Origin of the sequence: Flavobacterium gelidicaeli, assembly GCF_013294005.1 — a bacterium.
In the GTDB taxonomy this organism is placed as follows: domain Bacteria; phylum Bacteroidota; class Bacteroidia; order Flavobacteriales; family Flavobacteriaceae; genus Flavobacterium.
Window position 1 is genome coordinate 74788 of record NZ_JABSNK010000001.1, and the last position, 26192, is coordinate 100979.

The window sequence follows — 26192 nt, forward strand, 5'->3', positions numbered from 1 at the left end:
CTTAATGGTTTATTGTTTTAAATTAATTATAACATAAAAAGTAACTCATGTCTAAAGTAGAAGATTTTTTAACACCTGAAGAAGAACAAGAAATTGTTGATGCAATTTGTGTGGCCGAAAAAAATACCTCTGGAGAAATCAGGGTGCATCTAGAAAAAACAACAAAACTTGATCCTTATGATCGTGCGCTGGAAGTTTTTAATGAGTTAAAAATGGATCAAACGCAGTTAAAAAATGGCGTCTTGATTTACTTAGCCGTAGCAGATAAAACGTTTGTTATTTGTGGAGATCAAGGAATCAATGATATTGTAACCAATACATTCTGGGACAGCACAAAAGACGTTATGATTGCACATTTCAAAAACGGGAATTTTAAACAAGGATTGATTGACGGAATTTTAAGAGCTGGAGAGGAGCTTAAACAACATTTCCCATCGTCTGAAGATGATACGAATGAACTATCAAACGAAATATCTAAAGGATAATATGATTTTACAAAAAAAGAATACCGCCTTATCGTTACTCTTGCTTATTGGACTTTTCATAACACAATTAGGGTTTGCACAATTTACGATTCCGAAAAAGCCGGATGTACAAACTAGCGTTTATGATTATGCCAATGTGTTGAGCGCATCAGAAAAGGCACAGTTAGAAGAAAAGCTAATCAAGTACGCAGATACAACAACTACCCAAATTGTTGTGATTACTATTGAAAGCTTGAAAGGAGAAGATATAGGCATCCTTACTCCAAAATGGGGTCATGAATGGGGAATAGGCGGAACAGCAAAAGACGATAACGGCGTACTTATTTTATTAGCTAAAGAGGAAAAAAAAATATGGATATCTCCAGGTTACGGTCTTGAAGACCGTTTAACAGCTGGTATAGGTGGTGAGATTACTCGAAATATAATTCTGCCAGAATTTAGGGCAGGAAGTTATTACAATGGTCTAGACAAAGGTACAGATGCACTTTTTGACGTTTTTAAAGGAAAATATAAAGGAGAACGAAAACAAAGTAATAAGGGGAGTGATTTCCCGCTATTACCCTTAATTATCATTGTTATAATTATACTCATGCTGGTTTCTAAAAACAAAGGAGGAGGCGGAAACTCTGGAAATCGCGGTGGCGGAGGCCCTAGTTTACTAGACGTCATCCTACTGAGCAGTCTTGGCCGTGGTGGCGGAGGCGGTTTTGGTGGTGGATCTTCTGGAGGAGGATTTGGTGGCGGCGGCGGATTCGGTGGCGGATTCGGTGGCGGTGGTTTTTCTGGAGGAGGCTCCGGAGGAAGCTGGTAAAAATACAATCTAAAAAAAAAGCTGCAAAATGCAGCTTTTTTTATTTTATAGCACTAAAATATTATATTGAATGTACTTTTTTAACTCAAAAAACCTAAATAATAGCAAACTATAGCATAACCTACTTTTTATCTTATCTAGCGCAATAGATATGCTTTAGTGGTTCTCGACTCCGCTCGAACTGACAATTTGACTTTTTACAAATAGCATTTGTACAAAGTTTTAAGAAGCAATTTTACCAAAAAAAATCCCGATTTTCATCGGGATTTTTTAATTTTTATTTCTCTCTAATATAGATATCAATTGGAACTCCTGAGAAATCCCAGTTGTCTCTAATTTTATTTTCAAGGTAACGTTTGTACGGTTCTTTTACATATTGTGGCATGTTCGCAAAAAACACAAACTGAGGTGTAGGTGTTGGCAACTGCATACAATATTTAATTTTTACGTACTTTCCTTTAGTAGCTGGTGGCGGATATGCTTCAATCACTTTCAACATGTATTCGTTGAATTTTGAAGTTGCAATACGTTGTTGTCTACTTTCGTATACTTTAACTGTAGCCTCAAGCGCTTTTAACAAACGTTGTTTTGTCAAAGCAGATACAAAAAGAATTGGCACATCAGTAAATGGCATTAACTCTTCTCTAATTTTTTCTTCGTAATCTCTAGTAGACATCGTCTCTTTTTCGACTAAATCCCATTTGTTTACTAATATTACAACTCCTTTACGGTTTTTTTCAGCCAACCAAAAAATGCTTTGGTCTTGACCTTCAAATCCACGAGTTGCATCAATAATTAAGATACAAATATCGGCATGCTCAATAGCACGCACTGAACGCATCACAGAGTAAAACTCTAAATCTTCCTTTACCTTAGCTTTACGACGAATTCCCGCAGTATCTACTAAGTTAAATTCAAAACCAAAACGGTCAAATTTTGTATCGATAGAATCACGAGTAGTACCCGCAATATCAGTCACTATATAACGATCTTTACCAATTAATGCATTGATAAAACTTGATTTACCAGCATTAGGACGACCCACAACTGCAAAACGAGGCAAGTCTGAAGTTTCTTCCACTTCAGGTTTTTCAGGAAATGCTTTAATTAAAGCATCTAATAAATCTCCTGTACCACTTCCTGAAATACTTGCAAAAGTATAATACTCCCCTAAACCAAGGTTGTAAAATTCCACTGCGTCTTTCTCACGCATGGCGTTATCCACTTTATTCACAGCAAGAAGCACTGGCTTAGTTACTTTACGCAATAATCTAGCAACAGCATCATCCATTGGAGTGATACCTTCTTCTACATCAACTACAAAAATGATGACATCAGCCTCATCAATAGCAAGTTCTACTTGCTTACGGATTTCGCCTTCAAAAACGTCATCAGATCCACGAACGTATCCTCCTGTATCAATTACAGAAAACTCTTTTCCGTTCCACTCGCTTTTACCATAGTTCCTATCTCGGGTAACTCCCGAAACTGAATCTACAATAGCTTCTCTTCTTTGTATCAGCCTATTAAAAAGGGTTGATTTCCCTACATTAGGTCTTCCTACTATCGCAACAATGTTATTCATAATCTAATTTTCAAATATTCTGCAAAGGTAGTGTAAAAAGCGTGAATATCAATTTTTTTGATATATTAGCACTTTCACTGACATTTAACTCTAAAAAATGGTACTTATGGAAGTCGATAATGAAATAAGATTACTGCTTCGTTTTTATAAGGACGTACCCGAAAAAACGGATTTATTATTGGATAAATTCAAGCATTTTGCACAAATTAAAGACGATAACTACCACATTAAAGTTAGCGGAAATCATGTGTGGTTACATATTATAGGATTACAAAAAGAATATTATTCTCCTCACCTCCACTTAGAATTAGAAACTCCTACTGAAAACCAGACCCATATTCGAGGTTTGTTTGGCCCTGATCCTGTGCTGTGGAGTTTTTTTATGTTTCTACATTTTATAGTAGCGGGTGTTTTTTTAATCTTCCTAGGAATACTTTATTCTGATTACGTGTTGAAAAACGAACTCACCACAGATTTCCTAGTACTTACCTTAATGTTTATTGCTTGGTTTTTATTGTATTTTATTGCACGGCAAATAAGACATAACGGGAACGATCAAATGAAAGAGTTGGAAGTTTTATTCGAAAACATCATCGCTTCATGATTCCTAAAATTGAAATCTGTTGCGGTTTTGCGTAAGGGATAGCAGTGAAAATCCTTTTTTAAGGCTGTTTTTTAAGCCTTAAAAAAGATTGAAACGAATAGCCCGACCCGCATAATCCCGATAACTATCGGGATAGTTATCGGGATTATGTGGGTTACGCCCAAATTAAAATTGTTCTTTTTATTACGCCCAAATCTTTCAACCATGGTGGTGATTACTTATTGCAAAATTTTTCTTTGAAACAAAAAAAAATCAGCACTAGAAGTAAATTCTACTACTGATTTTTAAATTATTGCAATATCGAATTCCGATACGCTAACAAATTATATATTTTATTGGTTATAACCAAAACGTTTTAACATGTTGGCGTTGCTTCTCCAATTTTTATTTACTTTGACCACCAATTCGATGTGGATTTGTTTTCCAAAAAACTTTTCTAAATCGGCACGAGAGTCCACTCCTACCTTTTTCAAAGCTGCTCCTTTGTGTCCAATGATAATTCCTTTTTGTGTTTCGCGCTCCACCATAATTAAAGAACGGATGCGAATAATGTTGTCGTCTTCAAAAAACTCTTCGGTAACAATTTCGACCGCGTACGGAATCTCCTTACTATAATTCAATAAGATTTTCTCGCGAATAGTCTCATTTACAAAGAAACGTTCTGGCTTATCTGTCAATTGATCTTTTGGATAATAAGCAGGTGATTCAGGCAAAAGCGAAATGATTCTTTGAAAAACTTCGGGTACATTAAAATTCTTTAAAGCTGATATTGGGTAAATTTCGGCATTAGGTACTTTGGCAGTCCAGAACGCTACTTGTTCTTCCAATTGTACTTGATTCGAATTATCAATTTTATTCAACAATAACAATACTGGTATTTTAGAATGAATGATTTTATTAAAAAACGCTTCATCTTTTAAATCTTGCTCCCCTATTTCGACCATGTAAATCAAAATATCAGCATCTTCGAATGCCGATTTTACGAAATTCATCATCGATTCCTGCATTTCGTATGCTGGCTTAATAATTCCAGGAGTATCTGATAAGATCATTTGAAAATCTTCACCGTTTACAATTCCTAGGATTCTGTGACGTGTTGTTTGTGCTTTGGATGTAATGATTGATAATCGTTCTCCAACAAAGGCATTCATTAATGTTGATTTCCCAACGTTAGGATTCCCTATAATATTTACAAAACCTGCTTTATGTGACATTTAATATACTATTTATTTTGCAAAGGTAGTTATATCAAGTCAATAGATAAAATAAAACATTTTTTTAAATTTTTGTTGCAAATGCCGAATTTCGTTGTATCTTTGCACCCGAAACAACGCGGGATAGAGCAGTAGGCAGCTCGTCGGGCTCATAACCCGAAGGTCACAGGTTCGAGTCCTGTTCCCGCTACTAAGTAGCCTTATTGAGATTACAAAACGCACATCGCGGGATAGAGCAGTAGGCAGCTCGTCGGGCTCATAACCCGAAGGTCACAGGTTCGAGTCCTGTTCCCGCTACTAGAAAAGCTTCAGAGAAATCTGAAGCTTTTTTGTTTACATTACTTTTTCAATTGATTCCAAGATCAATTACAATACCTGTTGACTAGTGAAATTTTAACTTGATAACATTACGAGTTTAAAATCAGAAAAAAATTATTCCGCGTTTTACAAAAACTCTTCTTAGACTGAAGTGTAGAAATAAATAAGTCATAAAAGTGATTTTAATCGAAATCTCTTTTATTTTTGCCAAATGTTAGAAATTCTATACCAAGACCAATATATTATCGCAATTAATAAACCTAGCGGTTTGTTAGTTCACAAATCATTTTATGCACGCGATGCAAAAGTGTATGCTATTCAAGAATTGAGAAATCAAATAGGAGGACAACACGTTTATCCTATTCATCGGTTAGACCGAAAAACATCTGGAGTATTACTGTTTGCGTTAAATAAGGAAGTATTAAAAATCATGAATGATCGCTTTGCGTCAAGGGAAGTCGAAAAAAAATATTTAGCAATCCTACGTGGCTGGTCGCCAGAAGAACTCACGATTGATTATGCTTTAACTAATGATGACAATGTAACACAAGATGCAATAACTTACTTTAAGTGTTTGCAAAAAACAGAAATTGATTTAGCTTTTAATAATAAACCAACATCACGCTATTGTTTGGTAGAAGCGATTCCTGAAACGGGACGTATGCACCAATTGCGCAAACACTTCAAACACATCTTCCATCCCATTTTAGGAAGTCGCCCCCATGGTTGTAACAAACAAAATAAATTATGGCTAGAGAATTACGACCTTAAAGGAATGATGCTCCATGCCCATCAGTTAATTTTTAATCATCCCATTACAAATGAACAACTGATTTTGAATGCAATTATTAATGAAGAGTTTAGCAAAGTAGGCACTATTCTTAATCTAGATTTGAGTAAGTATGAATCCAATACCCGTTTATAAGTTATTATTGCATTTTTAAATTTTAAATTCGCATGCCAAAAAACTATTATAACCCTCAAAAACTGGTTAGCTATTTCAATACTACCCGTTACAAAGATAGCATTCTAACAATAGTAACGTTTGTAACATATTAGCACAGCTAACCTACTGCAACCGTCAATTACCTTTTTTTTACTTTGAACTTTTTTCTAGGAGCTTATTCCAGCTATTCGCTATATCTTTTATTTTTATAACTAAAAAATAAAAGGATGCCGCTGCTATCTGGGCTACGGCATCTGTTTTTATTAGAGCATTATTTTTTTCAACCACTCCAAAACACAAAAACCAAGCATTTACAAAGAGCATTGAAAAAGCCCTAGTTTTCAAAAACTTATTAAAAAATCAATTAGACAAGAGTTTGATTTAACTTGAAATCTTTTTTTTCTCAAACTTAATTTTCTGAATTTACAGAGGTTTATAACAGCAAAAAAGAGCATAAATATTACTGCTTATGTTCTTTTTTTGTTTTTTTACATTTTAGGAACTTTTTCAGTGCCCCCCCAATCACTCTTGGTTTTTTATTTTGTTTACTTGCTCAACTTTGTTGGCACGAAGTGAAAGCTAATCGCAAAGCAAACTCGTTAAAATTATTTATTATAAGAACACTTCGTAGAACGGGCACTAACTAGATACTCGCATTAGCCTTTACGGATATATCAAGGTTATTAAATTATTTTTTTTCTCAAACCAATAATGTGACCTATTAAAAAAATCAAAAAATAAATAGAAATATAAAAAAAACCATAACTATTAATTAAGTAGTTAAAATCATTAAAAAGAATCAAAAGTGAAACTAAACAAATAATAATTTCCATTGGTTTTCTTATAATAAATAATTCATATTCTTCAAAATAATAATAATATTTAAAAAATAATAATTTTATAAATACTCCTAGCAAAGCCACAAATAGGAATGCTAATACTGTTATCGGATCAAGAAAACCTATTAAGAGTAGAAAATATGCTAGATAAATCATATTGACATTTATATTAATATACCTCATCGTCTTAGAATTTTTTGTTTATATATCTCCTTGATACTGATTTTGAAAAAATTTAGTATATATCCAAGCAATCGGACTCAATATTCAACTAAAGAGAAGCCTTCATATCTAAATACCTCGCCCCATAATAACTAAGATTTGTTTCTCGATCTAGTTCCTTTCCATTAAACAAGTACGGTAAAGAAAACGAGATAGAATGCTCATCAAATAAAACGGCTACAATAAGTTATACATACTCAACGTGCAGGCTTCTGCTACCATTTCTTGCGCTAATATACGAAGTACTTCCCAAATGATCAGTTTATCCTCAATACTATAAAACACAAAAATCAAGCATCAACGCTTGGTTTTTGTGTTTTGTTTACTTGCTCAACTTTACAATTACATTACCGTTACAAAAGCCACACGAAAGGATTCATGCGGGAACGCGGAATTCTTAATTCTAATTTAAGTTCACAATTTCTTCTCTTGAAAATCCTGCATTTAAAATAGCAACTGTATCGGTAACTTCCTCGGAATAAACCCCTCTAACAATATTAGTAGAGTTGGGTAAATATTTTACATAGTAAAATCTACCTATATTTTTGTTTGTTATTTCTATATAAGAATTATTTTCTGAGGAGCTGTATTTTTTATTTCTTATATAATATGAAATCCATAAATAAGACCTTTTAGGAAATTTTTGAATACTATCAATTTTTCCAATTGTTACTACACCCCTTTCTTTTAAATCATTATCATACCTTAAACTTCGTATTTGACCATACAATAGAAAAATAAAGAATGCTAACAAAAATAATAAAGGAATTACATTTTTCTTTTTTATCATAATTAATCTAATGTTTGTGGAGCACTATTTGCGCCAACTTCAGATGGTAGTTGCTTTTTCATATATCCATTTCCCACTATTATCAGAATGTACAGCACCATCTTCCGCATCCATTCCAATTGGTGGTTCAGCAATCATTCCTGTAGGATCAGTAAACCTAATAGGATTATTAAAAGTGTAAACATATGCGCCATAATTCGGTATTTTCTCCGCCAAAGGATCCACACTCAACCAAAGCGAGGTCTTCATATCCAAATACCTAACCCCATAATAGCTAAGATTCGTTCCCCAGTCGAGTTCCTTTCCATTAAATAAGTATGGCGAAGAAAACGAGCTAGAATGCTCATCAAATAAAATCTCCCCAAATCGATTTTATGAGATTCAACGACTCCAAAAAAACAATAAAAACTAGAGTTTAAGGCTATGTATTCTACGTGTTGCGAAATAGAACCATTTCGTGTACTAATATACGAAGTACTTCCTAAATTATTGGTTTTTTCTTAAAACTATAAAACACAAAAACCAAGCAATTACGCTTGGTTTTTTGTTTTGTTTACTTGCTCTACTTTGTGGGTGCGAAGTCAGAGACATTCGCACAGCATACACGACAAATTTACTTTTCTATAGAACTCTTCGAAGAGCTGGGTTCAACGAAAAAATTAAAGTATTACGTAAATCTGCCAACATGAACCAATTAGAATTGGCGGATAAAATACATATTCATGTTACTCATTTGTCTAAAATGGAAAATGGTCATTTATTACCTAGCATAAATATTGTACAGCGACTAATGAAAGTATTTGCTGTCTCGGCTGATAGCCTTTTAAATGATAGTGAAAGTGGGTTAGTAGACATACAAAACAATGAACTTAACCAACAAATATTATTGATTAATCAACTCGATGAAGATGAAAAGAATGCACTAATTAAGATTATCAATTCAATGCTCACTAAAAAAAGAATGAAGGATTTATTAGATGGTAAAGTGAATTTTTAAGGAACCAAAAAACCGAACAAATTGCTCGGTTTTTTTATACTCATTTCTCTTTGTTTAATTGCTTAACTTTGTGGGCACAGATTGCAAATCTGCGCTATCATTGTCGACATATCCGAGCGATCGGAGGCATATTCGAGTAAGCTAGTTATATCGTTCAATTCCCTTTTAAATTTCCTATTTCTTTTCTTGAAAAACCCGCTTTTAAAATAGCAGTAGTGTCTGTAATTTTTTTTGAATAATCTACTCTAATTATTTCTGGAGAATCTGATAAATATTTAATTTCATAAAACTTACCGATATCTCTTTTGGTCGCTTTATATTTTGTATCACTTTCAAAAGAGGTATGTTTTTTATTATCAACATAATAAAATAAATAAACGGTTGATGCCCATTTAGGTGGTGTGAAAATAGAATCAATTCTCCCAATTGTTATTTTACCGTTGTTTTTAAACTCTTTTTCAAATTTGTGAGTTCGTATATAAGCGAACACACAAATAAAAATTAAGGGACTTAAAACTAATATTGCTTTTGTTTTTAATTTCATAACTACTTAATTCCTTGTGGTGCTGAATTTGCTCCAACTGCTACTAATCCTTTAAAAAACTCCCTAACCATCGCTTCTCCAAAACCTGAACCTGATAGATAATTATCACTTGCTTTTGCAAAACGATTACTCAAAACAGCAGAACCTGCTTGAACAGCCCATTTATTAAATGATACTGGAGTTTGAAATCCCTGACCTTTCATAATATTATTAGGCGTCCACCCTATAGTTTCTCCAAAAATTGCGGGGCCAATTCCAGGCACTATTGAGCTAGCTGTCGAAACCATATTTATATCTCCAAAACTTCTTCCATTAGCTAAATATTGAGCTGTTGCATTAGATGCCATATTAATTCCCGCAGAGCTCCAAGTTATTTGAGATAAAGCTGCTACTCCTTCTGACCACAACTAAGAGCCTGCAGCAGCGACAGCTCCTTCAGCGGCCAGTACTGGCAAGACAACTGCTGCAGCTATCAAATAAGCATGATCTGGGTCTTTATCTGGTCCATACTCCCCTGAGGAAACATAATTACTTTTATAACCTTTAATATTTATATTATCTAATTCAATAGTATTTCCAATATCCTTAGCTCCATTTTGTCCTTTCCAAGTAGTAGTTGCTTTTTCATATATCCATTTCCCACTATCATCAGAATGTACAGCACCATCTTCTGCATCAACTCCAGCGGGCGGTTCTGCAATCATTCCTGTTGGATCAGTAAAACGAATAGGATTATTAAACGTATATACATAAGCTCCATAGGCTGGCATTTTCTCCGCCAACGGATCCACATTCAACCACAAACTAGTCTTCATATCCAAATACCTCGCCCCATAATAGCTAAGGTTGGTTTCTCAGTCTAATTCCTTTCCATTAAACAAATACGGACTGGAAAACGAGCTAGAATGCTCCTCAAACAAAATGGCTTCAAATCGATTTTATGAGATTCAACGATTCCAAAAAAACAATTAAAACTATAGTTAAAGTCTATTTACTCCACATGCTGGTTTATACTTCTATTTCGAGTACTAATATACGAAGTACTTCCTAAATGATCAGTATTTTCTCAACGCTATAAAACACAAAAACCAAGCAATTAAGCTTGGTTTTTTATTTTGTTTGCTTGCTCAACTTTGTGGGTGCGAGTGCGAAGTCAGAGACATTCGCACAGCATACACGACAAATTTACTTTTCTAAAGAACTCTTCGTAGAGCTGGGGGCATCGCGCTAGCCGTTGAGCTTATTTCTGCTCGCGCCAGCTGGGGGGAATTACCATTTGAATTTTTCTTTTGGTATTAGCCATAAAAACAGGGAAAGAACGAATAAAACTCCAATCACATTTAGAGCATGAACTCCAATATTACTAGAAAAAATAATATCGTTTTTACTATCGTAGTAGAAGTTTGATTTATTAGTACTTCCTTTTTTTAAATTTGAAGGAAGTGCTATGTTATCGTAAATTTGATATTTAAATTCAACTTTGCAACTAGATCTACTGCGACCACGATGAATTTCTAAAATCTTAACAGTAACAGGTTTTTGATTTTTAATCATTCCTTTTTTTTCGTTTATATCTTTATAACCGACAAACAAAGTAGTTAATAAACTTATGTTACAAACTATACAAATGATAAATTTAAGAGTAAAAAAATTAGACATTGATTGATTTATTAATTGTGTTCATTAATCCCTGTGGTCATGGTACTAGCTCCTGTAGTTGCAGATTTATTTAAAACAGTACTTACCTTTTGATACACCTCTTTTTCTTTGGTTGCAGTAGCAATTATGCTATTTTGGGTTCGAATTTTTTTAGCTTGTCCTTTTACCGTCCCAATACCTGAAGATTCTATTCTCGCTATTTTACTTTCTGCTTTAGATATTATCTTCTCTTGTTTGGTAATATATTTTTCTAAGCTAGTACCTTTTAAAAGGTAACCCATCCCTAAGTCTGTTAAAGACGAAATAAGTGTTTGAGTTAAATCGATATCTCCATTTTCACTACCAACATATTGTTTAAGAACATCTTCCATTGCTCCCAACCCTATTTCTAACATTTTTACAATGATTTTTCTACCAGTAGAAGTACCCGCCCATTTTGCAAATTTTGCAACACCTGAAACAGCTCCAAAACCTCCTGCAATTGCAATTTTACCCGCATCACCCCATTTCATTTCTGCATTGGCTTGAGTAAAACTCTTATTTTCAAATAGCATTTTTCCACCTATAATTGAAGCGTACTCTGTAAATGCCCCTAACAATGCTCCTGCTACAGCTTGCTTTCCATTGGGGTCAACATACTTAATTGGATTTTGATAGCAATAATTATAATTTGAAAGGTTACCAGAATTATAAACACCTCCATTATGTTGTCCATCAAAATAAAATTCGTGTTCAAAAGTAGGATTGAATAATGCCAACGGATCCACACTCAACCAAAGTGAGGTCTTCATATCCAAATACCTAGCCCCATAATAGCTAAGATTTGTTTCGCGATCGAGTTCCTTCCCATTAAACAAGTATGGCGAAGAAAACGAGCTAGAATGCTCCTCGAATAAAATCTTTCCAAATCGATTTTATGAGATTCAACGATTCTAAAAAAAACAGTTAAAACTAGAGTTAAAGGCTATGTACTCTACATGCTGGCTTATGCTTCCATTTCGGGTACTAATATACGAAGTACTTCCTAAATGATCGGTTTTTTCTTAGCCCTATAAAACACAAAAACCAAGCAATTACACTTGGTTTTTTATTTTGTTTACTTGCTTAACTTTATGGGTGCGAAGTCAGAGACATTCGCACAGCATACACGACAAATTTATTTTTCAAAAGAACTCTTCTAAGAGCGGGGGGTCTCTATTTTTTCCTGACTTTCATATTTTAAAATCTTTTGAAATTTTTATTTTTATTTTTTTTCTCTTCTTTAATTAAGTAATTTCTATAAACACCTGATGGTCGAAGACTACTACTATCGTTAAATTTTAATGACTTGTAAAATAATTTCTTATCAATTGAATTAGTCTTTACATAAGGTAAGTCAATTGAATTAATGACCTTATCTCTTATATCGGGATAATCAAATATTGCAATGACTATAGCAATGCCATTTTTAGAATCATAAATCCCAGTAAAGTCATCATTTTTATCTAATTTATTATAATGAAATTTAATTGAATCAACCTTAATATACAACAAACTTGTAACCCCTCCTAAATACTTATAATCATAAACTTGTCCTTCAAAATACAAAGAGGACTTCGAAAAATAAAGATCTTTATCATCTTTATATTTCTTGCCAGAAAAATTAGTAATCATAATGAATATCATAAAAAAGGAGAAGCCACAAAAAAATACTACCATGATAATTTTAAAAACTTTCATATTTATTGAAAAGGATTAATTAATTTACTTACACTTTTTAATTTGTCTAAAAAAGACTTTGGTTGACCAATATTTTGCCCCTTATTAAACTTAACATTCCCTTTACCTATTGTACCATCGCCAACTATTCCCGTAGAGACTCCAATACCTACTCCAAATGATCCTCCCATTGAATATACACTCCAATCACTTCCTTTTGCAATTGTCCTAGATCCAGAAACACCAAAGTCAACTCCAGCAGTTATAGAACCTGTTGAAACACCAACTGCACCTCTATAATAATCATAATCACCGTCAAATGAATTATGTCCTCCCTCACCTGAATGATTATAAGCTAAAAAATAACCGAGACCTGCATTAACATCTGTTGAAACAGAACTTTCTATCCCGAAACCTATTTCAGCACCATTATAACTATAAACATAACCTGCATCTTCCCCTCCTAAAAATACTACATTTCCTGTTATTGCATTCCCTTCTGTTTTAACAACTGCGGAAGATTCAAAACCTACACTCTTTTCAAATCCGATTGCTAATTTAGAAAAATCAAAATCTTTAACATTCTTCTTCAAATTATTTACCGCCGTTTCGACCGTCTTTCGTTGTTCTTTAGGTAATAAATTTAAAACTGTTTGATATACTTTTTCTGCAGTTGGAGGATCAATTCCAGCAGTTTCTTCACCCATTCCAGTAGGGTCAATAAGGTTCATTGGGTTTTGGCTTACATAAATATATGGCGAGTTCATAAAAAACTTCTCCGCCAACGGATCCACATTCAACCACAAACTAGTCTTCATATCCAAATACCTAGCTCCATAATAGCTCAAATTCGTTTCTCGGTCGAGTTCTTTTCCGTTAAACAAGTATGGCGAAGAAAACGAGCTAGAATGCTCCTCAAACAAAATCTCCCCCAAATCGATTTTATGAGATTCAACGATTCAAAAAAAACAATAAAAACTAGAGTTAAAGGCTATGTACTCAACATGCTGGCTTATACTTCCATTTCGGGTGCTAATATACGAAGTACTTCCTAAATGATCGGTTTTTTCTTAGCGCTATAAAACACAAAAACCAAGCAATTACGCTTGGTTTTGTATTTTGTTTACTTGTTCAACTTTGTGGGTGCGAAGTCAGAGACATTCGCACAGCATACACGACAAATTTACTTTTCTAAAGAACTCTTCGTAGAGCTGGTTTTTTATTTTTTTTTAACAACATATACGCCTCGAGTAAGTCTAGTTTCATGAGTAATTACACGAGTATTTAAACCTCCGTTTTTATCTTTTCCTCCATTTTCTATCATTACTTCATCAGTGATAATCCCATCAAAATAATTTAAACCTAATCTATTAAATTTGATATTATACAATGGAATTTCTTTATTTGATATTGCTACAAAAGTGTCTGTTACTATCGTTTTCAAATACTCCACTTCATAATTTTTATCATTAGTTGTTAGAAAAGAATAATACATAAATCTAGCTTTTTTAACATCATCAAAAACTGTAGTGATTGTATCTAAATCACTTTTATATTCTATTTTCCCATCATACTTCTCGTTAACGAAAACAGTATCAGGAAAAATAAGAACTGCTTGATCATACCTTTTTTTATCGTTTTTCACCTGTTTAACTTCTTCTTTACAAGAAATAAAGAAAATGAACAAACAACTTATAATAAATGTCTTAATTTTTATCAAAATTTACTCTTTATAATAATTTATCTTTTTTTGTAACTCTGCGTTGTCCTTTTTAACTTTTTGTTCAGCTCTCATTAGGTTTAACTTATTCATTTTATCAATAATTCCTTTCTGAGACTTATCAACAGTAGTGTCTTTAGTTCTCGTATTCACTTGAGATAAACTCCAACCAGTAGTGCCAGTTGCAGTATTCTTTTCTAGTTTCATGTCAATCATAGCATTATTTGAATCAACCGTAGAAGTTGAAGATAAACCACTACCACCATTAGCTTCAAACTTACCTGCTACTTTATCCCCAATTTTAGCACCTTTAACGGTTTCTTTGATTAATTTTAATGTCATTTTAACACTTCCATTATATTTAACACCATCCCTCTTTGATGAAGCAAAGCTACCAGCTTGAACTAAACCACTACCAACCAACATTTCTACATCAGTTCTTCCACCTTTTCTAATCAAACTTTGGTCACCTGATGAACCCCCGCTTCCATTAGACAACATATAATCTCCTCCTTCATAATTTTCAATTTTAGAAATGGTTTTAGAAATAGAAGCCTTTACACTATTAATTTTCTGATTTACATAATTTCGAGAATTAGTGACTATATTATCAATTTTATGAGCTACATAACTTTTTGCAGCTGACTTTGCTCTGTTTACCAAACTATTCCAAATAGGTATATCGGGCCAATTCCCATCAGGATCTGTAAAGTTTATTGGATTATTAAATGAATATATATAACCTCCAACACCTAAATCATTCTCGCCTTCATCGTCTAATGATAACCACAAACTCGTCTTCATATCTAAATACCTCGCCCCACAATAGCTAAGATTCGTCTCCCTGTCTAATTCCTTTCCATTAAATAAGTATGGCGAAGAAAACGAGCTAGAATGCTCCTCGAATAAAATGGCTTCAAATCGATTTTATGAGATTCAACGACTCAAAAAAAAAAACAATAAAAACAGGAGTTAAAGGCTATGTACTCAACATGCTGGCTTATACTTCCATTTCGGGTACTAATATACGAAGTACTTCCTAAATGATCCGTTTTTCTCAACGTTATAAAACACAAAAACCAAGCAATTACGCTTGGTTTTTTATTTTGTTAACTTGCTCAACTTTGTGGGCACGGATTGCAAATCCGCGCTATCGTTGACGACATATCCGAGCCATCGGGGACCCAGCCTTTAACATAGCATTCACAGTTATTTGATAATGCACAGATACAGCATAATTCCCATCAGGGTTTTTCCAAAACATCCCAATTTAATAATTGTACTTGTCTATTAAATTTTAAATCCTTCATAATTATACTATCATTATAAATATTTAAAACTAAAAACTTGTTGCCACCGATTTCTAAAATACTATCACTTTTCGTAAATTCCCAATCCATAGAAGGACCATATTGTCCTCCATTTTTATCACAGAAAAAATTAACACATTCCCCGTTTTTATTAAACTTCAAATATGTTAGAAAATGTACACTGTCTTTTTTATATTTTTTTGATTCGTTATAATAAACCCATTTTTTATTGGCATTTGTTAATCCAATCATATCTTTATTTTTACAAGACGCAAAAATAAATACAATAAATAATAATATTATACTTTTCATATTTAAAATTTAATTTGGCACAAGTAATGCTTTAGTTATTGGAATTGGAATTTCTTCACCCTTATTATTAAACAATTGTGTTCCTCCTGAACTTCGATATTTCACTTGATAACCTCCTAAAATATTAGACTTATTAAAATCCTCTATAATACTTTGAAAGTCAGTTTCACCCTCCATAGAAGCTTTATCTATATATTTAACAAAGTTAGCCATTTGACCTTCAGTGAAAGTTTTACTAGTCTTTTTAAAACTACTGTGTTGAAATTGCTTTAAATAAACTTTAGCATGCTTAGAATATGTATAATCCCCTCTATTACCTTCTTTTTTATGATAATCTTCATGTTTTAGAGTACTCATTAAATCGTATTTATTATTAAGATCAGGGTCAACACCTCCCTTTGAATTTGGATGGACCCACACTTTATTATTTGAATCTGTGTAAGCTAAGCTTATGTCCTCCATATCATAATTAGCTCCGATTCCTATTACTCCTGCTTGATTACCGTAGTAACCAACAACATTTGCTACAATTTGTCTATTAGTATTATTCCAAGTAAACATGCTTCCAGAAATATCTAAATCTGATAATAAAACTCCTTTACCATTTGGCAAAACTACAGTTATATATGGTGAATCATTTACGACAACTCTATTAATACTTCCATTCTGATTTACATAGATAAAATCGTTACCATCAGGGTCTTTTGCATTAATAGGATTATTTAAACAATAAATATATGAACCAACACTTGGGTATTTCTCTTTAAACAAATCAACATTCAACCATAAACTCGTCTTCATATCTAAATACCTCGCCCCGTAGTATGAGAGGTTCGTTTCTCTGTCGAGTTCTTTTCCATTGAACAAGTACGGCGAAGAAAACGAGCTAGAATGCTCCTCGAATAAAATGGCTCCAAATCAATTTTATGAGATTCAACGATTTCAAAAAAAAAAGCGATAAAAACTAGAGTTAAAGACTATGTACTCCTCATGCTGGCTTCTGCTACCATTTCGAGTGCTAATATACGAAGTACTTCCTAAATGATCAGGGTGAAAATAAAAAATATCATTCTCGGGCAAGCCAATTCCTGTAAAACCTTCGGCTGCTAGTACGGTGGCGGGTTCTACTGGAGGTCCAAATTGCACCGGTGGCCCTGGAACATCGCCTGGAGCGTTAAAAATAGGGTTGCGAGGCCAACCTTCTGGAGGCTCTTGGTTTTCTTCCACAGGTGTTACCACCGATGATGGGTAAGGATCACCCGTAAACTCAGGTGTCGCATAAATACCTTGTTGCGTTGGTGGTCCTGGTGGCACGCCCAAAGTTTTTACATAAGAATCTAAGGCTTTTTGCTCTGCAGCCGTTCGTTGCGTGTAATCCACACCACCTGCGGTAATGCCCAAAGGTTGTGCAAAAGCACCGTTCCCTAGTTTACTCACAATACGTCCTGCTCCTTCAAAATAATGCTTGGTAAATTTACCTTTGCTTATCACAAAATAAGGACTCACATAACCTGTGTAATCATCAGTATGTACGATTGTTGCTGCTGTTTGTCCGTTTACGGCAATGTGTTGACTGTCGCCGCTACTTTTTATCACACGCTCGCCGCCTGCATCATAGGTGTATTGATGAATGCGTCCGTTATCATTGATGCCCATCAATCGGTTTTCTTCATCCCAGGTCATCTTCATCCCCCCAGCCCCCGAAGGGGTAGCTCCCTCGATATACGTAGGGTTTCCGTTTCCATCATAGGTATAATTTCTACCTGCTGCTCCTGGATTCGGTGTTGCATTAGCTTGTGCCGCTTCGCTGATATATGACGGAGCATTAGGATGTGCTTCATTATCATAAGTATAATCTAAAACATAGCCTTTTTGCTCGTTGTTTACCGTATGTCCCAAGTCTTTTTTGGTGATGTTGTGCATTTTGTTATAGCTCATGTTTAGGTCATAATTAGCTTTGGTAAACTCCCCTTGATAGGTTGCTTTTGCACTTTTTAAGCGGTAAAAATCATCGTACTGGTACTCGTGATTGGATGTTCCTCCTAAGGTGTTATTGACTACAGGCGCTGTGTTTTTTATCCCTAAAACATTCCCAACCAAATCATAGCTGTAACTGTTGTTCATGATCTGGCGACCTAAACTTGAGCTTACTTGCAATTGTTGCAAACGGCGCATGGTTGGGTCGTAGTTGTAATTGGTTTCGGTATCGTTTCCGTATTTTAAATACTTGCGTAGCTCAAACTCGTCATACGCCAATTGCTTGATGTAATCGTACGTATGGCTTTCTTTTTTCCCTTGCATACTTTGCAAGTTTCCTGCTCGGTTGTAGATGTAATCAACTACTTCCCCATCAGGGTAGGTCATTTTCTGGATTCTATTCCAAGTGTCGTATTCAAACTGCGAAATATAGGTTTGTATGTCCGTTGGCGTGATGCGTAGCGTGCGAATCTCTTTTTCGACTTCGCCTAGTTTTAATTTGTTTTAGGAGCTATTTCCAGCTATCATTCCAAACGAAGTTCACTGAACTCCAAAAAAATAAATATAAAGTGAAGTAATCTTTTTTAGCTGTAAAAAAACAGCCAAAAAAGGATTTTCCCTTCTATCTGGGCTAGGGCATCTGTTTTTATAAGTACATTTTTTTTACAAAAATTATTATTCCTTTCAAAATCCTATAAAAGACAAAAACCAAGCAACTACACTTGGTTTTTTATTTTGTTTACTTGCTCAACTTTGTGGGTGCGAAGTCAGAGACATTCGCACAGCATACACGACAAATTTACTTTTCTAAAGAACTCTTCGTAGAGCTGGAGTTTATTAATCCTTCTCAGAGCATGGCAGATATATTTGTGGTTTTTTTTCAAATCCGTTCCAAAAAACATGAAGAGTTTGACAATTAGGACACTTGACCATAATCTCCATTTTAGAATATAATTTATCAGAGTTAATATTATCATTTTCCCAACATTCATCTAAATGAATATCGGAGATTATCATCCACTGATTTTTAGAAGGAATCTCACTTAAATTAATTATTTCATTACATTTTTCACAAATTATTTTTGGCATAATCGCTTAATTTTTTGGCATTATTTTTACATCCTTGATATTTTTGGCTCCTGCTCCTTGAACTCTTTTTAATACATTTCCAAGTTGATCTGCGGTAACATTAGTTTTCGACAAATCTAATACTATCCCATTTGCTTGCTTATTTTTCTTCGCTATAGCAGATATGATACTATTGGGATTATTTGAAATTGGAGTATAAACATCATAGTTTACTCCATTTACAACCAAATCTGATGTTCCTCCAGTACCTGTTGCTGTTCTAGTACCTGAAGGCGGTCTTAAAGTTACATTATTCCCTTCTTTCCACATATAATTAGCAGCATTCATTTCACTACTTGAATAACTTCCTTCTGAGATAGTTAAAGAAAAATTATTTTTTCCAGCAGATAATTTAAACCCTCTCAATATAGAGATTGTAGCATAAACAGTCGCTAATTTTGGAATAGATTGTGCTACTCTAGCACCGTCACCATCCATAATTCCACCAATAAAACCTGTTGCTCCATATACCAAATTTGATGAAAAATTCTGAATTTGCCACGTAGGATTTAACTGATCGTTCCAAGCAATTTCATAATTTTTAAAATCATTAGGATTAGGAGATTTCATAGTATGAGAATATCCATATCCCGCATGATTTGGATTATTTATTATATGTTTTGCAACTCCCACTATTCCTCTACCAATAGAACCAAAAAAACCTTTCCAAAATCCAGGCACAGGATCCTCAGGTCCCATACCAGTTGGATCTATAAGATTTATAGGATTATTAAAACAATAACTATAAGGAGATTGATCAATAAATTTCTCCGCCAGCGGATCAACATTCAACCACAAACTCGTCTTCATATCTAAATACCTAGCCCCATAATAGCTAAGATTCGTTTCTCGGTCGAGTTCCTTCCCATTAAACAAATAAGGAGAACTAAACGAGCTGCTATGCTCCTCGAATAAAATCTCTCCAAAGGCTATGTACTCCACATGTTGGCTTATACTTCCATTTCGAGTACTAATATACGAAGTACTTCCTAAATGATCAGGATGAAAATAAAAAATATCATTCTCCGGCAAGCCAATTCCTGTAAAACCTTCGGCTGCTAGTACGGTGGCGGGTTCTACTGGGGGACCAAATTGCACCGGCGGACCTGGTACATCGCCCGGAGCGTTAAATATTGGGTTTCTTGGCCAACCTTCGGGAGGCTCTTGGTTTTCTTCTACAGGTGTTACCACCGATGATGGGTATGGATCACCTGTAAACTCAGGTGTCGCATAAATACCTTGTTGGGTAGGCGGTCCTGGTGGCACGCCTAAACTTTGTACATAAGCATCTAAGGCTTTTTGTTCTGCAGCCGTTCGTTGCGTGTAATCCACACCACCTGCGGTGATTTTTAAGGGTTGTGCAAAAGCTCCGTTCCCTAGTTTGCTCACAATACGTCCTGCTCCTTCAAAATAATGCTTGGTGAATTTTCCTTTGCTAATCACAAAATACAGACTTACATAGCCTGTGTAATCATCAGTATGTACGATTGTGGCTGCTGTTTGTCCGTTTACAGCAATATGCTGACTGTCTCCACTGCTTTTTATCACCCGCTCGCCGCCTGCATCGTAGGTGTATTGATGAATATTTTTTCTTGGAGCTATTTCCAGCTATTCGCTATATCTTTTATTTTTTGAAAATAAAAAATAAAAGGATGCCGCTTCTATCTGGGCTAGGGCATTCCGTTTAATAAAAAACTTTTTTTTGAAAATTATTATTCGTTTTAAAAAATCCTATAAAACACAAAACCCAAGCAACTACGCTTGGTTTTTTATTTTGTTTACTTGCTCAACTTTGTGGGTGCGAAGTCAGAGACATTCGAACAGCATACACGACAAATTTACTTTTCTAAAGAACTCTTCGTAGAGCTGGGCTTTAATTGTATAAATTTAAAATTATTATCAATTTTAAATTTATCAATTTCAATTCTTTTTAAAAACTCTTTTCCTTTAGGAGGATCTAATCCATTCGGGATTTTATTGTAAGTATTTTCAATCACCAACACTTCATCTTTAAAATAACTTTTCTTGCTCAAATTAAAATCATTTACCATTATTTCAATACTAGAAGTGATTTTTCGTTCATCTGTATTATAAATAAATGATAATATCATTGATTCATGATAGTTGAAAAATATCTTACATGAAATAATATAGTATATCTCATTCAACTTATATCTTCCATAATAATAATATTTATTTTTAATATGTAAATCAGAATACTTAATCTTATTTAGAGGTATTAGAAATTTTGACGCAACATCATCTAAATTTATAGTGTCATTTTTAATGATTATTTCATTTTTCATAAAAAATTCACTTGTTGGAAATTCTTTTATTTCGATAAATTTATTCAGAAATGGATCATTATTATTTTGTGACATACACGAAAAAAATATAAAAATTAAAAAAACGCAAAAATATTTTCTCATTATTGATTGGGTTTAACTTCGGTTATTGTATAATTAATATTACCATATTGAGCATGATTTGGACCTGTAATTGTCGTTGGAGTATCATCAACAAATTTCATGCTTTTATCATCATAATAAAATCTATTTAATGCAACATCAGTTGCTTTATTTTCTCTATCAGCAGGTGTCGGTGAAGATGTAGGGTCAACATAATTATCATAATACGAAAAATAAACTCCTTTTTTATCTTTACCCATTCCTACTACATTAACGTAATGATCAGTTGCAACATTATCATTACCAGGAGAATCCGAATCTTTATAATTCACCCCAACAACAACTGGTTTTCCTTTTTTCAGATTTTCAACTAGTACGTTAATTCCTTTACTAATATTAACATTTGCAGTTTTGCTTTTATCTAATTTATCTTGCACATCTTGTCTTTTTTTATCAATTACCATATTTATTTGGCTACCATCATAAACAGGACTAGAATTTTTAACTTGATTATTTTGCTGTCTCGCAGCCTTTCCGCAAACATGTACATCTTGATAATCAATCCATTTTTTTCCTTGCAAAACATTTTTAACATTGGTAACTGCATTTAAGGCATCCTTTATAGGGTCTATGGGTTTTCTACCGTCAGGATCAACTAAATTTAAAGGGTTATTAAAACAATACACATAACTACTAACATTCGGATACTTCTCCGCCAGCGGATCCACATTCAACCAAAGACTAGTCTTCATATCCAAATACCTAGCCCCGTAATAGCTAAGATTCGTTTCTCTATCTAATTCCTTTCCATTAAATAAATAAGGCGAAGAAAACGAGCTAGAATGCTCTTCGAATAAAATTTCTCCAAAGGCTATATATTCTACGTGTTGCGAAATAGAACCATTTCGAGTACTAATATACGAAGTACTTCCTAAATGATCAGGATGAAAATAAAAAATATCATTCTCGGGCAAACCAATTCCTGTAAAACCTTCGGCAGCTTGTACTGTTTCGGGTTCTACTGGGGGACCAAATTGCACCGGCGGACCTGGTACATCGCCCGGAGCGTTAAATATTGGGTTTCTTGGCCAACCTTCGGGAGGCTCTTGGTTTTCTTCTACAGGTGTTACCACCGATGATGGGTATGGATCACCTGTAAACTCAGGTGTCGCATAAATACCTTGTTGGGTAGGCGGTCCTGGTGGCACGCCTAAACTTTGTACATAAGCATCTAAGGCTTTTTGTTCTGCAGCCGTTCGTTGCGTGTAATCCACACCACCTGCGGTGATTTTTAAGGGTTGTGCAAAAGCACCATTTCCTAGTTTGCTCACAATACGCCCTGCTCCTTCAAAATAATGCTTGGTAAATTTCCCCTTACTTATTACAAAATAAGGACTCACATAACCTGTATAATCATCGGTATGCACGATGGTTGCCGCTGTTTGACCATTCGTGGCTACGTTTTGGGAGTCTCCGCTGCTTTTTATCACACGCTCGCCGCCTGCATCATAGGTGTATTGATGAATCCTTCCGTTATCATTAATGCCCATCAAGCGGTTTTCTTCGTCCCAGGTCATTTTGCGGAAGCTTTTTTCCTCAGTGTAACTTGTGGGATTTCCGTTGCCATCGTAAACATAGGCTCTTGGCTGTTGGCTAGTAGCTGTTGGCTGCGCTGCTGTTTCCTGAATACTACTTGGCGCATTAGGGTGCAGTTCGTTATCATAAGTATAATCTAAAACATAACCTTTTTGTTCATTGTTTACCGTATGTACCAAGTCTTTTTTGGTAATGTTGTGCATTTTGTTATAACTCATGTTTAGCTCATAACTGGCTTTGGTAAACTCCCCTTGATAGGTTGCTTTTGCACTTTTTAAGCGGTAAAAATCATCGTATTGGTACTCGTGATTGGATGTTCCTCCTAAAGTGTTATTGACTACAGGTGCTGTGTTTTTTATCCCTAATACATTTCCAACCAAATCATAGTTGTAACTGTTGTTCATGATCTGGCGACCTAAACTTGAGCTTACTTGCAGTTGTTGCAAACGGCGCATCGTTGGGTCGTAGTTGTAATTGGTCTCGGTGTCGTTTCCGTATTTTAGATACTTGCGTTGCTCAAATTCATCGTACGCCAATTGCTTGATGTAATCGTAGGTATGGCTTTCTTTTTTACCCTGCATGCTTTGCAAGTTTCCGGCTCGATTGTAGGTATAATCCACCACCTCACCATCAGGGTAGGTCATTTTTTGGATTCTATTCCAAGTGTCGTATTCAAACTGCGAAATATAGGTTTGTATGTCCGTTGGCGTGATGCGTAGCGTGCGAATCTCTTTTTCGACTTCGCCTAGTTTTAATTTGTTTTAGGAGCTATTTCCAGCTATCATTCCAATCTTTTTTGGCTGTAAAAAAACAGCCAAAAAAGGATTTTCCCTTCTATCTGGGCTAGGGCATTCCGTTTAATAAAAAACTTTTTTTTGAAAATTAATATTCGTTTTCAAAATCACTATAAAACACAAAAACTAAGCAACTACGCTTGCCTTTTTATTTTGATTACTTGCTCAACTTTACGGGTGCGAAGTCAGAGACATTCGCACAGCAAACACGACCAATTTACTTTTCTAAAGAACTCTTCGTAGAGCTGGAGTACTTCCCAAATGATCAGTTTTACCTCTAAACTATAAAACACAAAAACCAAGCATTTACGCTTGGTTTTTTATTTTGTTTACTTGCTCTACTTTGTGGGCACAGGTAAATACCTGCGCTAACGATTATCTACAAGCCTGCGCCATCGGGTTTTTTTATTTTGCTTACTTGCTCCACTTTGTGGGCACAGATTGCAAATCTGCGCTAGCGTTGTCAACATATCCGAGCCATCGGGGTAGCGTTGTCAACATATCCGAGCGATCGGGTAACGATTATCTACAAGCCTGCGCCATCGGGTTTGTTTCTATCTTTATTAATTAGTTTAAAATTTCTTCTTCTTCTTTTGAAAGAGGTTCTTTAAAAAAGTCATCTCGAATTAACATTTTACCAATACTAGTTTTAATTGCCAATACACCTTCTTTTTCATTAAAGTAATAAAATGGCTGATGTAATTGGGTAATTTTAGCAGGTTTTAAATAAATTTTATCTAAACTAATATTTCTAACTTTTATTTCTTCTTTAAAAGACAAATGATATTTGATTCCTGAAATGCATATATCTCCTCCTTTTTTTGTTTTAAAGTCATAAAATAATATCCACTTTTTTTTATATTTATAATAAAGTACTTTATCCTTCTGTTTAAAATCTATGAAATTTTGATTTCCTGTAAATAATCTTGAAATACTAAACTCAAATTCGCTTAAACATTTTTTTTGAGCAGAAAATTCTAATTCCATTCCAACGTATGGTCTGCTTTTATAAGGATTGTTGTTAATTCTATAATTATACTGAATTGTATTTTGAGAGTAAATTACAGAGGTAAACAAAAAAATTGATACTATTAAACTATTTACTTTCATCTTTCTTTTGATAAATTAAATTTGAAACTCTTGTGTCGTAATTAGATTTTTCTTTTTCATAAGTTGAATTATTATTTTTAGCTAAATCGGTTATATAGCTTTTAAATTCTTTTGAACTTTGCTGACCAGAAAATACTAAATCTTTAATATCTCCTTCACTTAAATTTAAATTATTCGCTTTACTATATTCGCTGAATACATTTGTCAATTCAGACGTGTATTTATTATGGTCACTATCTTCTTTAACTGGTAATAATGCAATTTTTTGATGAAGAGCTTCGTGAGCAACTACCAAAATAACTCCCAAAGTAGTATATTCATAATTAGTTTCTACAGATGTAGTCGATTTAAAATATGTTGTCACATCTAAAGAACTAGGAGCTTTATCATACTGTCCTTTAGCATATTCTGTAAAAGCTGCAGAACCATTACTGTTGACTTTTTGCGTATTAACAGTTAATTTTAAATTGAATTTGGAATTATTTTCATATTTCGAAATTAATGTATTAAATGTTTTACTTCCTGTTTTCAGCGAATTAAATGCTTTTCCAAATTCCCCTTTAGAAAATAATGGAGATAAAATAACATCTTTACCATCAGGGTCAACAAAAATCACTGGTTGCAAATCCGCGCTATCGTTGACGACATATCCGAGCCATCGGGATAATATCATAGTAATCGGGGGCCTTTTACTTATTTATCCATTCTTTAGGAACACCTTCATTTTTAATGCATACAGGATGAGTTGTTTTATAAACGTAACCTTTACTATTTATCCAAATCTTAATAATACATGGACTTAAACCATTTCCTGATTTTTCTATAGTATACCTGCAGTTTGGGTTTAATTTGACTTTCGATTTGTATATAAGGCCTCCTTTTGTAGAAATATATTCCTTAGGAATACTATCAAATGAAAAACTAGATGGTATTAAATGTACATTGCCTTCCCATTTAAAAAGCATAGCTGCTTCATATGGAAAACCATCTGGCTTAATAGAATCATTTTCAATCGAAAATGAACTTATAGGAATGTCATTACAACTAATAACTTTTTGTGTCTTTGTATCAAAATAAATATTGTGCTTTTGACATGAAGTTAATAAAAGCAACATAATAATTAAA

Annotated in this window: 27 protein-coding genes and 2 tRNA genes; 7 read left to right on the forward strand and 22 right to left on the reverse strand. The window is 34.1% G+C overall.

Features of this window, described 5'->3' with window-relative positions; translation table 11 throughout:
- Positions 1–47: 47 nt before the first annotated feature.
- Both HNP99_RS00335 and HNP99_RS00340 read left to right on the forward strand, forming a co-directional pair.
- Positions 48–485, forward strand: a complete 438-nt coding sequence (locus HNP99_RS00335) for a TPM domain-containing protein (protein WP_173850184.1) — start codon at positions 48–50, stop codon at positions 483–485.
- Between the two features lies 1 nt (position 486).
- Positions 487–1296: a TPM domain-containing protein gene (locus HNP99_RS00340; RefSeq protein WP_173850185.1), complete on the forward strand. Its 810-nt coding sequence runs from the start codon at positions 487–489 to the stop codon at positions 1294–1296.
- Positions 1297–1573: 277 nt separating this feature from the next.
- Here the strand turns inward: HNP99_RS00340 and der are convergent, their stop codons facing one another.
- A complete protein-coding gene (gene der, locus HNP99_RS00345) occupies positions 1574–2881 on the reverse strand; it encodes a ribosome biogenesis GTPase Der (RefSeq protein WP_173850186.1) in 1308 nt (435 codons plus the stop codon).
- Between the two features lie 106 nt (positions 2882–2987).
- On the opposite strand from der, the gene HNP99_RS00350 reads away from it, so the two are divergent.
- A complete protein-coding gene (locus HNP99_RS00350) occupies positions 2988–3485 on the forward strand; it encodes a hypothetical protein (protein ID WP_173850187.1) in 498 nt (165 codons plus the stop codon).
- A gap of 332 nt (positions 3486–3817) precedes the next feature.
- Here HNP99_RS00350 and era read toward each other — a convergent pair whose 3' ends face one another.
- Positions 3818–4699 carry a GTPase Era gene (gene era, locus HNP99_RS00355; protein ID WP_173850188.1) on the reverse strand — a complete coding sequence of 294 codons (882 nt, stop codon included), beginning with the start codon at positions 4697–4699 and terminating at the stop codon, positions 3818–3820.
- Between the two features lie 117 nt (positions 4700–4816).
- Here era and HNP99_RS00360 point away from each other — a divergent pair.
- The 3 genes from HNP99_RS00360 (at position 4817) to HNP99_RS00370 (ending at position 5942) form a co-directional block, all read left to right on the forward strand.
- Positions 4817–4889, forward strand: a tRNA-Met gene (locus tag HNP99_RS00360).
- Between the two features lie 34 nt (positions 4890–4923).
- Positions 4924–4996 (forward strand) — tRNA-Met (locus HNP99_RS00365).
- A gap of 232 nt (positions 4997–5228) precedes the next feature.
- Complete coding sequence (locus tag HNP99_RS00370; protein WP_173850189.1) at positions 5229–5942, forward strand: pseudouridine synthase; 714 nt, start codon at positions 5229–5231, stop codon at positions 5940–5942.
- 1485 nt (positions 5943–7427) lie between these two features.
- Here the strand turns inward: HNP99_RS00370 and HNP99_RS00375 are convergent.
- Positions 7428–7814, reverse strand: coding sequence for a hypothetical protein (locus tag HNP99_RS00375; RefSeq protein WP_173850190.1), 387 nt, complete (start codon positions 7812–7814; stop codon positions 7428–7430).
- Positions 7815–7853: 39 nt separating this feature from the next.
- Complete coding sequence (locus HNP99_RS00380; protein WP_173851000.1) at positions 7854–8171, reverse strand: RHS repeat domain-containing protein; 318 nt, start codon at positions 8169–8171, stop codon at positions 7854–7856.
- A 187-nt stretch (positions 8172–8358) separates the two neighbouring features.
- On the opposite strand from HNP99_RS00380, the gene HNP99_RS00385 reads away from it, so the two are divergent.
- Positions 8359–8811, forward strand: a complete 453-nt coding sequence (locus tag HNP99_RS00385) for a helix-turn-helix domain-containing protein (RefSeq protein ID WP_256434480.1) — start codon at positions 8359–8361, stop codon at positions 8809–8811.
- A gap of 154 nt (positions 8812–8965) precedes the next feature.
- Here HNP99_RS00385 and HNP99_RS00390 read toward each other — a convergent pair whose 3' ends face one another.
- The 18 genes from HNP99_RS00390 to HNP99_RS00475 all read right to left on the reverse strand — a co-directional run bounded on the left by HNP99_RS00390 (position 8966) and on the right by HNP99_RS00475 (position 26182).
- Positions 8966–9355: a hypothetical protein gene (locus HNP99_RS00390; RefSeq protein WP_173850192.1), complete on the reverse strand. Its 390-nt coding sequence runs from the start codon at positions 9353–9355 to the stop codon at positions 8966–8968.
- Between the two features lie 2 nt (positions 9356–9357).
- Positions 9358–9702, reverse strand: coding sequence for a hypothetical protein (locus HNP99_RS00395; protein WP_173850193.1), 345 nt, complete (start codon positions 9700–9702; stop codon positions 9358–9360).
- A gap of 60 nt (positions 9703–9762) precedes the next feature.
- The gene (locus HNP99_RS00400; protein ID WP_254596798.1) at positions 9763–10170 is read right to left on the reverse strand and encodes an RHS repeat-associated core domain-containing protein; all 408 of its coding nucleotides are present in this window, start codon (positions 10168–10170) and stop codon (positions 9763–9765) included.
- A 454-nt stretch (positions 10171–10624) separates the two neighbouring features.
- Positions 10625–11014 carry a hypothetical protein gene (locus HNP99_RS00405; RefSeq protein WP_173850194.1) on the reverse strand — a complete coding sequence of 130 codons (390 nt, stop codon included), beginning with the start codon at positions 11012–11014 and terminating at the stop codon, positions 10625–10627.
- A gap of 11 nt (positions 11015–11025) precedes the next feature.
- Positions 11026–11913 (reverse strand): RHS repeat domain-containing protein, encoded by an 888-nt coding sequence (locus HNP99_RS00410; RefSeq protein WP_371810410.1) that lies wholly within the window; start codon positions 11911–11913, stop codon positions 11026–11028.
- Between the two features lie 319 nt (positions 11914–12232).
- A complete protein-coding gene (locus HNP99_RS00415) occupies positions 12233–12667 on the reverse strand; it encodes a hypothetical protein (RefSeq protein ID WP_173850196.1) in 435 nt (144 codons plus the stop codon).
- A 68-nt stretch (positions 12668–12735) separates the two neighbouring features.
- Positions 12736–13647, reverse strand: coding sequence for an RHS repeat-associated core domain-containing protein (locus HNP99_RS00420; RefSeq protein WP_173850197.1), 912 nt, complete (start codon positions 13645–13647; stop codon positions 12736–12738).
- A gap of 284 nt (positions 13648–13931) precedes the next feature.
- Positions 13932–14357 carry a hypothetical protein gene (locus HNP99_RS00425; protein WP_173850198.1) on the reverse strand — a complete coding sequence of 142 codons (426 nt, stop codon included), beginning with the start codon at positions 14355–14357 and terminating at the stop codon, positions 13932–13934.
- 78 nt (positions 14358–14435) lie between these two features.
- A complete protein-coding gene (locus tag HNP99_RS00430; RefSeq protein ID WP_173851002.1) occupies positions 14436–15344 on the reverse strand; it encodes an RHS repeat domain-containing protein in 909 nt (302 codons plus the stop codon).
- A gap of 332 nt (positions 15345–15676) precedes the next feature.
- Positions 15677–16054, reverse strand: a complete 378-nt coding sequence (locus HNP99_RS00435; protein ID WP_173850199.1) for a hypothetical protein — start codon at positions 16052–16054, stop codon at positions 15677–15679.
- Between the two features lie 9 nt (positions 16055–16063).
- The gene (locus HNP99_RS00440) at positions 16064–16963 is read right to left on the reverse strand and encodes an RHS repeat-associated core domain-containing protein (protein ID WP_371810411.1); all 900 of its coding nucleotides are present in this window, start codon (positions 16961–16963) and stop codon (positions 16064–16066) included.
- A 33-nt stretch (positions 16964–16996) separates the two neighbouring features.
- Entirely contained in the window at positions 16997–18418 is a 1422-nt protein-coding gene (locus HNP99_RS00445; RefSeq protein WP_173850201.1) for an RHS repeat domain-containing protein, read from the reverse strand.
- A 708-nt stretch (positions 18419–19126) separates the two neighbouring features.
- Positions 19127–20707: an RHS repeat-associated core domain-containing protein gene (locus tag HNP99_RS17655; RefSeq protein ID WP_173850202.1), complete on the reverse strand. Its 1581-nt coding sequence runs from the start codon at positions 20705–20707 to the stop codon at positions 19127–19129.
- Between the two features lie 290 nt (positions 20708–20997).
- The gene (locus HNP99_RS00455; RefSeq protein WP_173850203.1) at positions 20998–21540 is read right to left on the reverse strand and encodes a hypothetical protein; all 543 of its coding nucleotides are present in this window, start codon (positions 21538–21540) and stop codon (positions 20998–21000) included.
- A 47-nt stretch (positions 21541–21587) separates the two neighbouring features.
- On the reverse strand, positions 21588–23807 hold the full coding sequence (locus HNP99_RS00460; RefSeq protein WP_173850204.1) for an RHS repeat domain-containing protein: 2220 nt from the start codon (positions 23805–23807) through the stop codon (positions 21588–21590).
- Positions 23808–24524: 717 nt separating this feature from the next.
- Complete coding sequence (locus tag HNP99_RS00465; RefSeq protein WP_173850205.1) at positions 24525–24944, reverse strand: hypothetical protein; 420 nt, start codon at positions 24942–24944, stop codon at positions 24525–24527.
- A gap of 109 nt (positions 24945–25053) precedes the next feature.
- Positions 25054–25740 carry a hypothetical protein gene (locus HNP99_RS00470; RefSeq protein ID WP_173850206.1) on the reverse strand — a complete coding sequence of 229 codons (687 nt, stop codon included), beginning with the start codon at positions 25738–25740 and terminating at the stop codon, positions 25054–25056.
- 16 nt (positions 25741–25756) lie between these two features.
- A complete protein-coding gene (locus HNP99_RS00475; protein WP_173850207.1) occupies positions 25757–26182 on the reverse strand; it encodes a hypothetical protein in 426 nt (141 codons plus the stop codon).
- Positions 26183–26192: the final 10 nt, after the last annotated feature.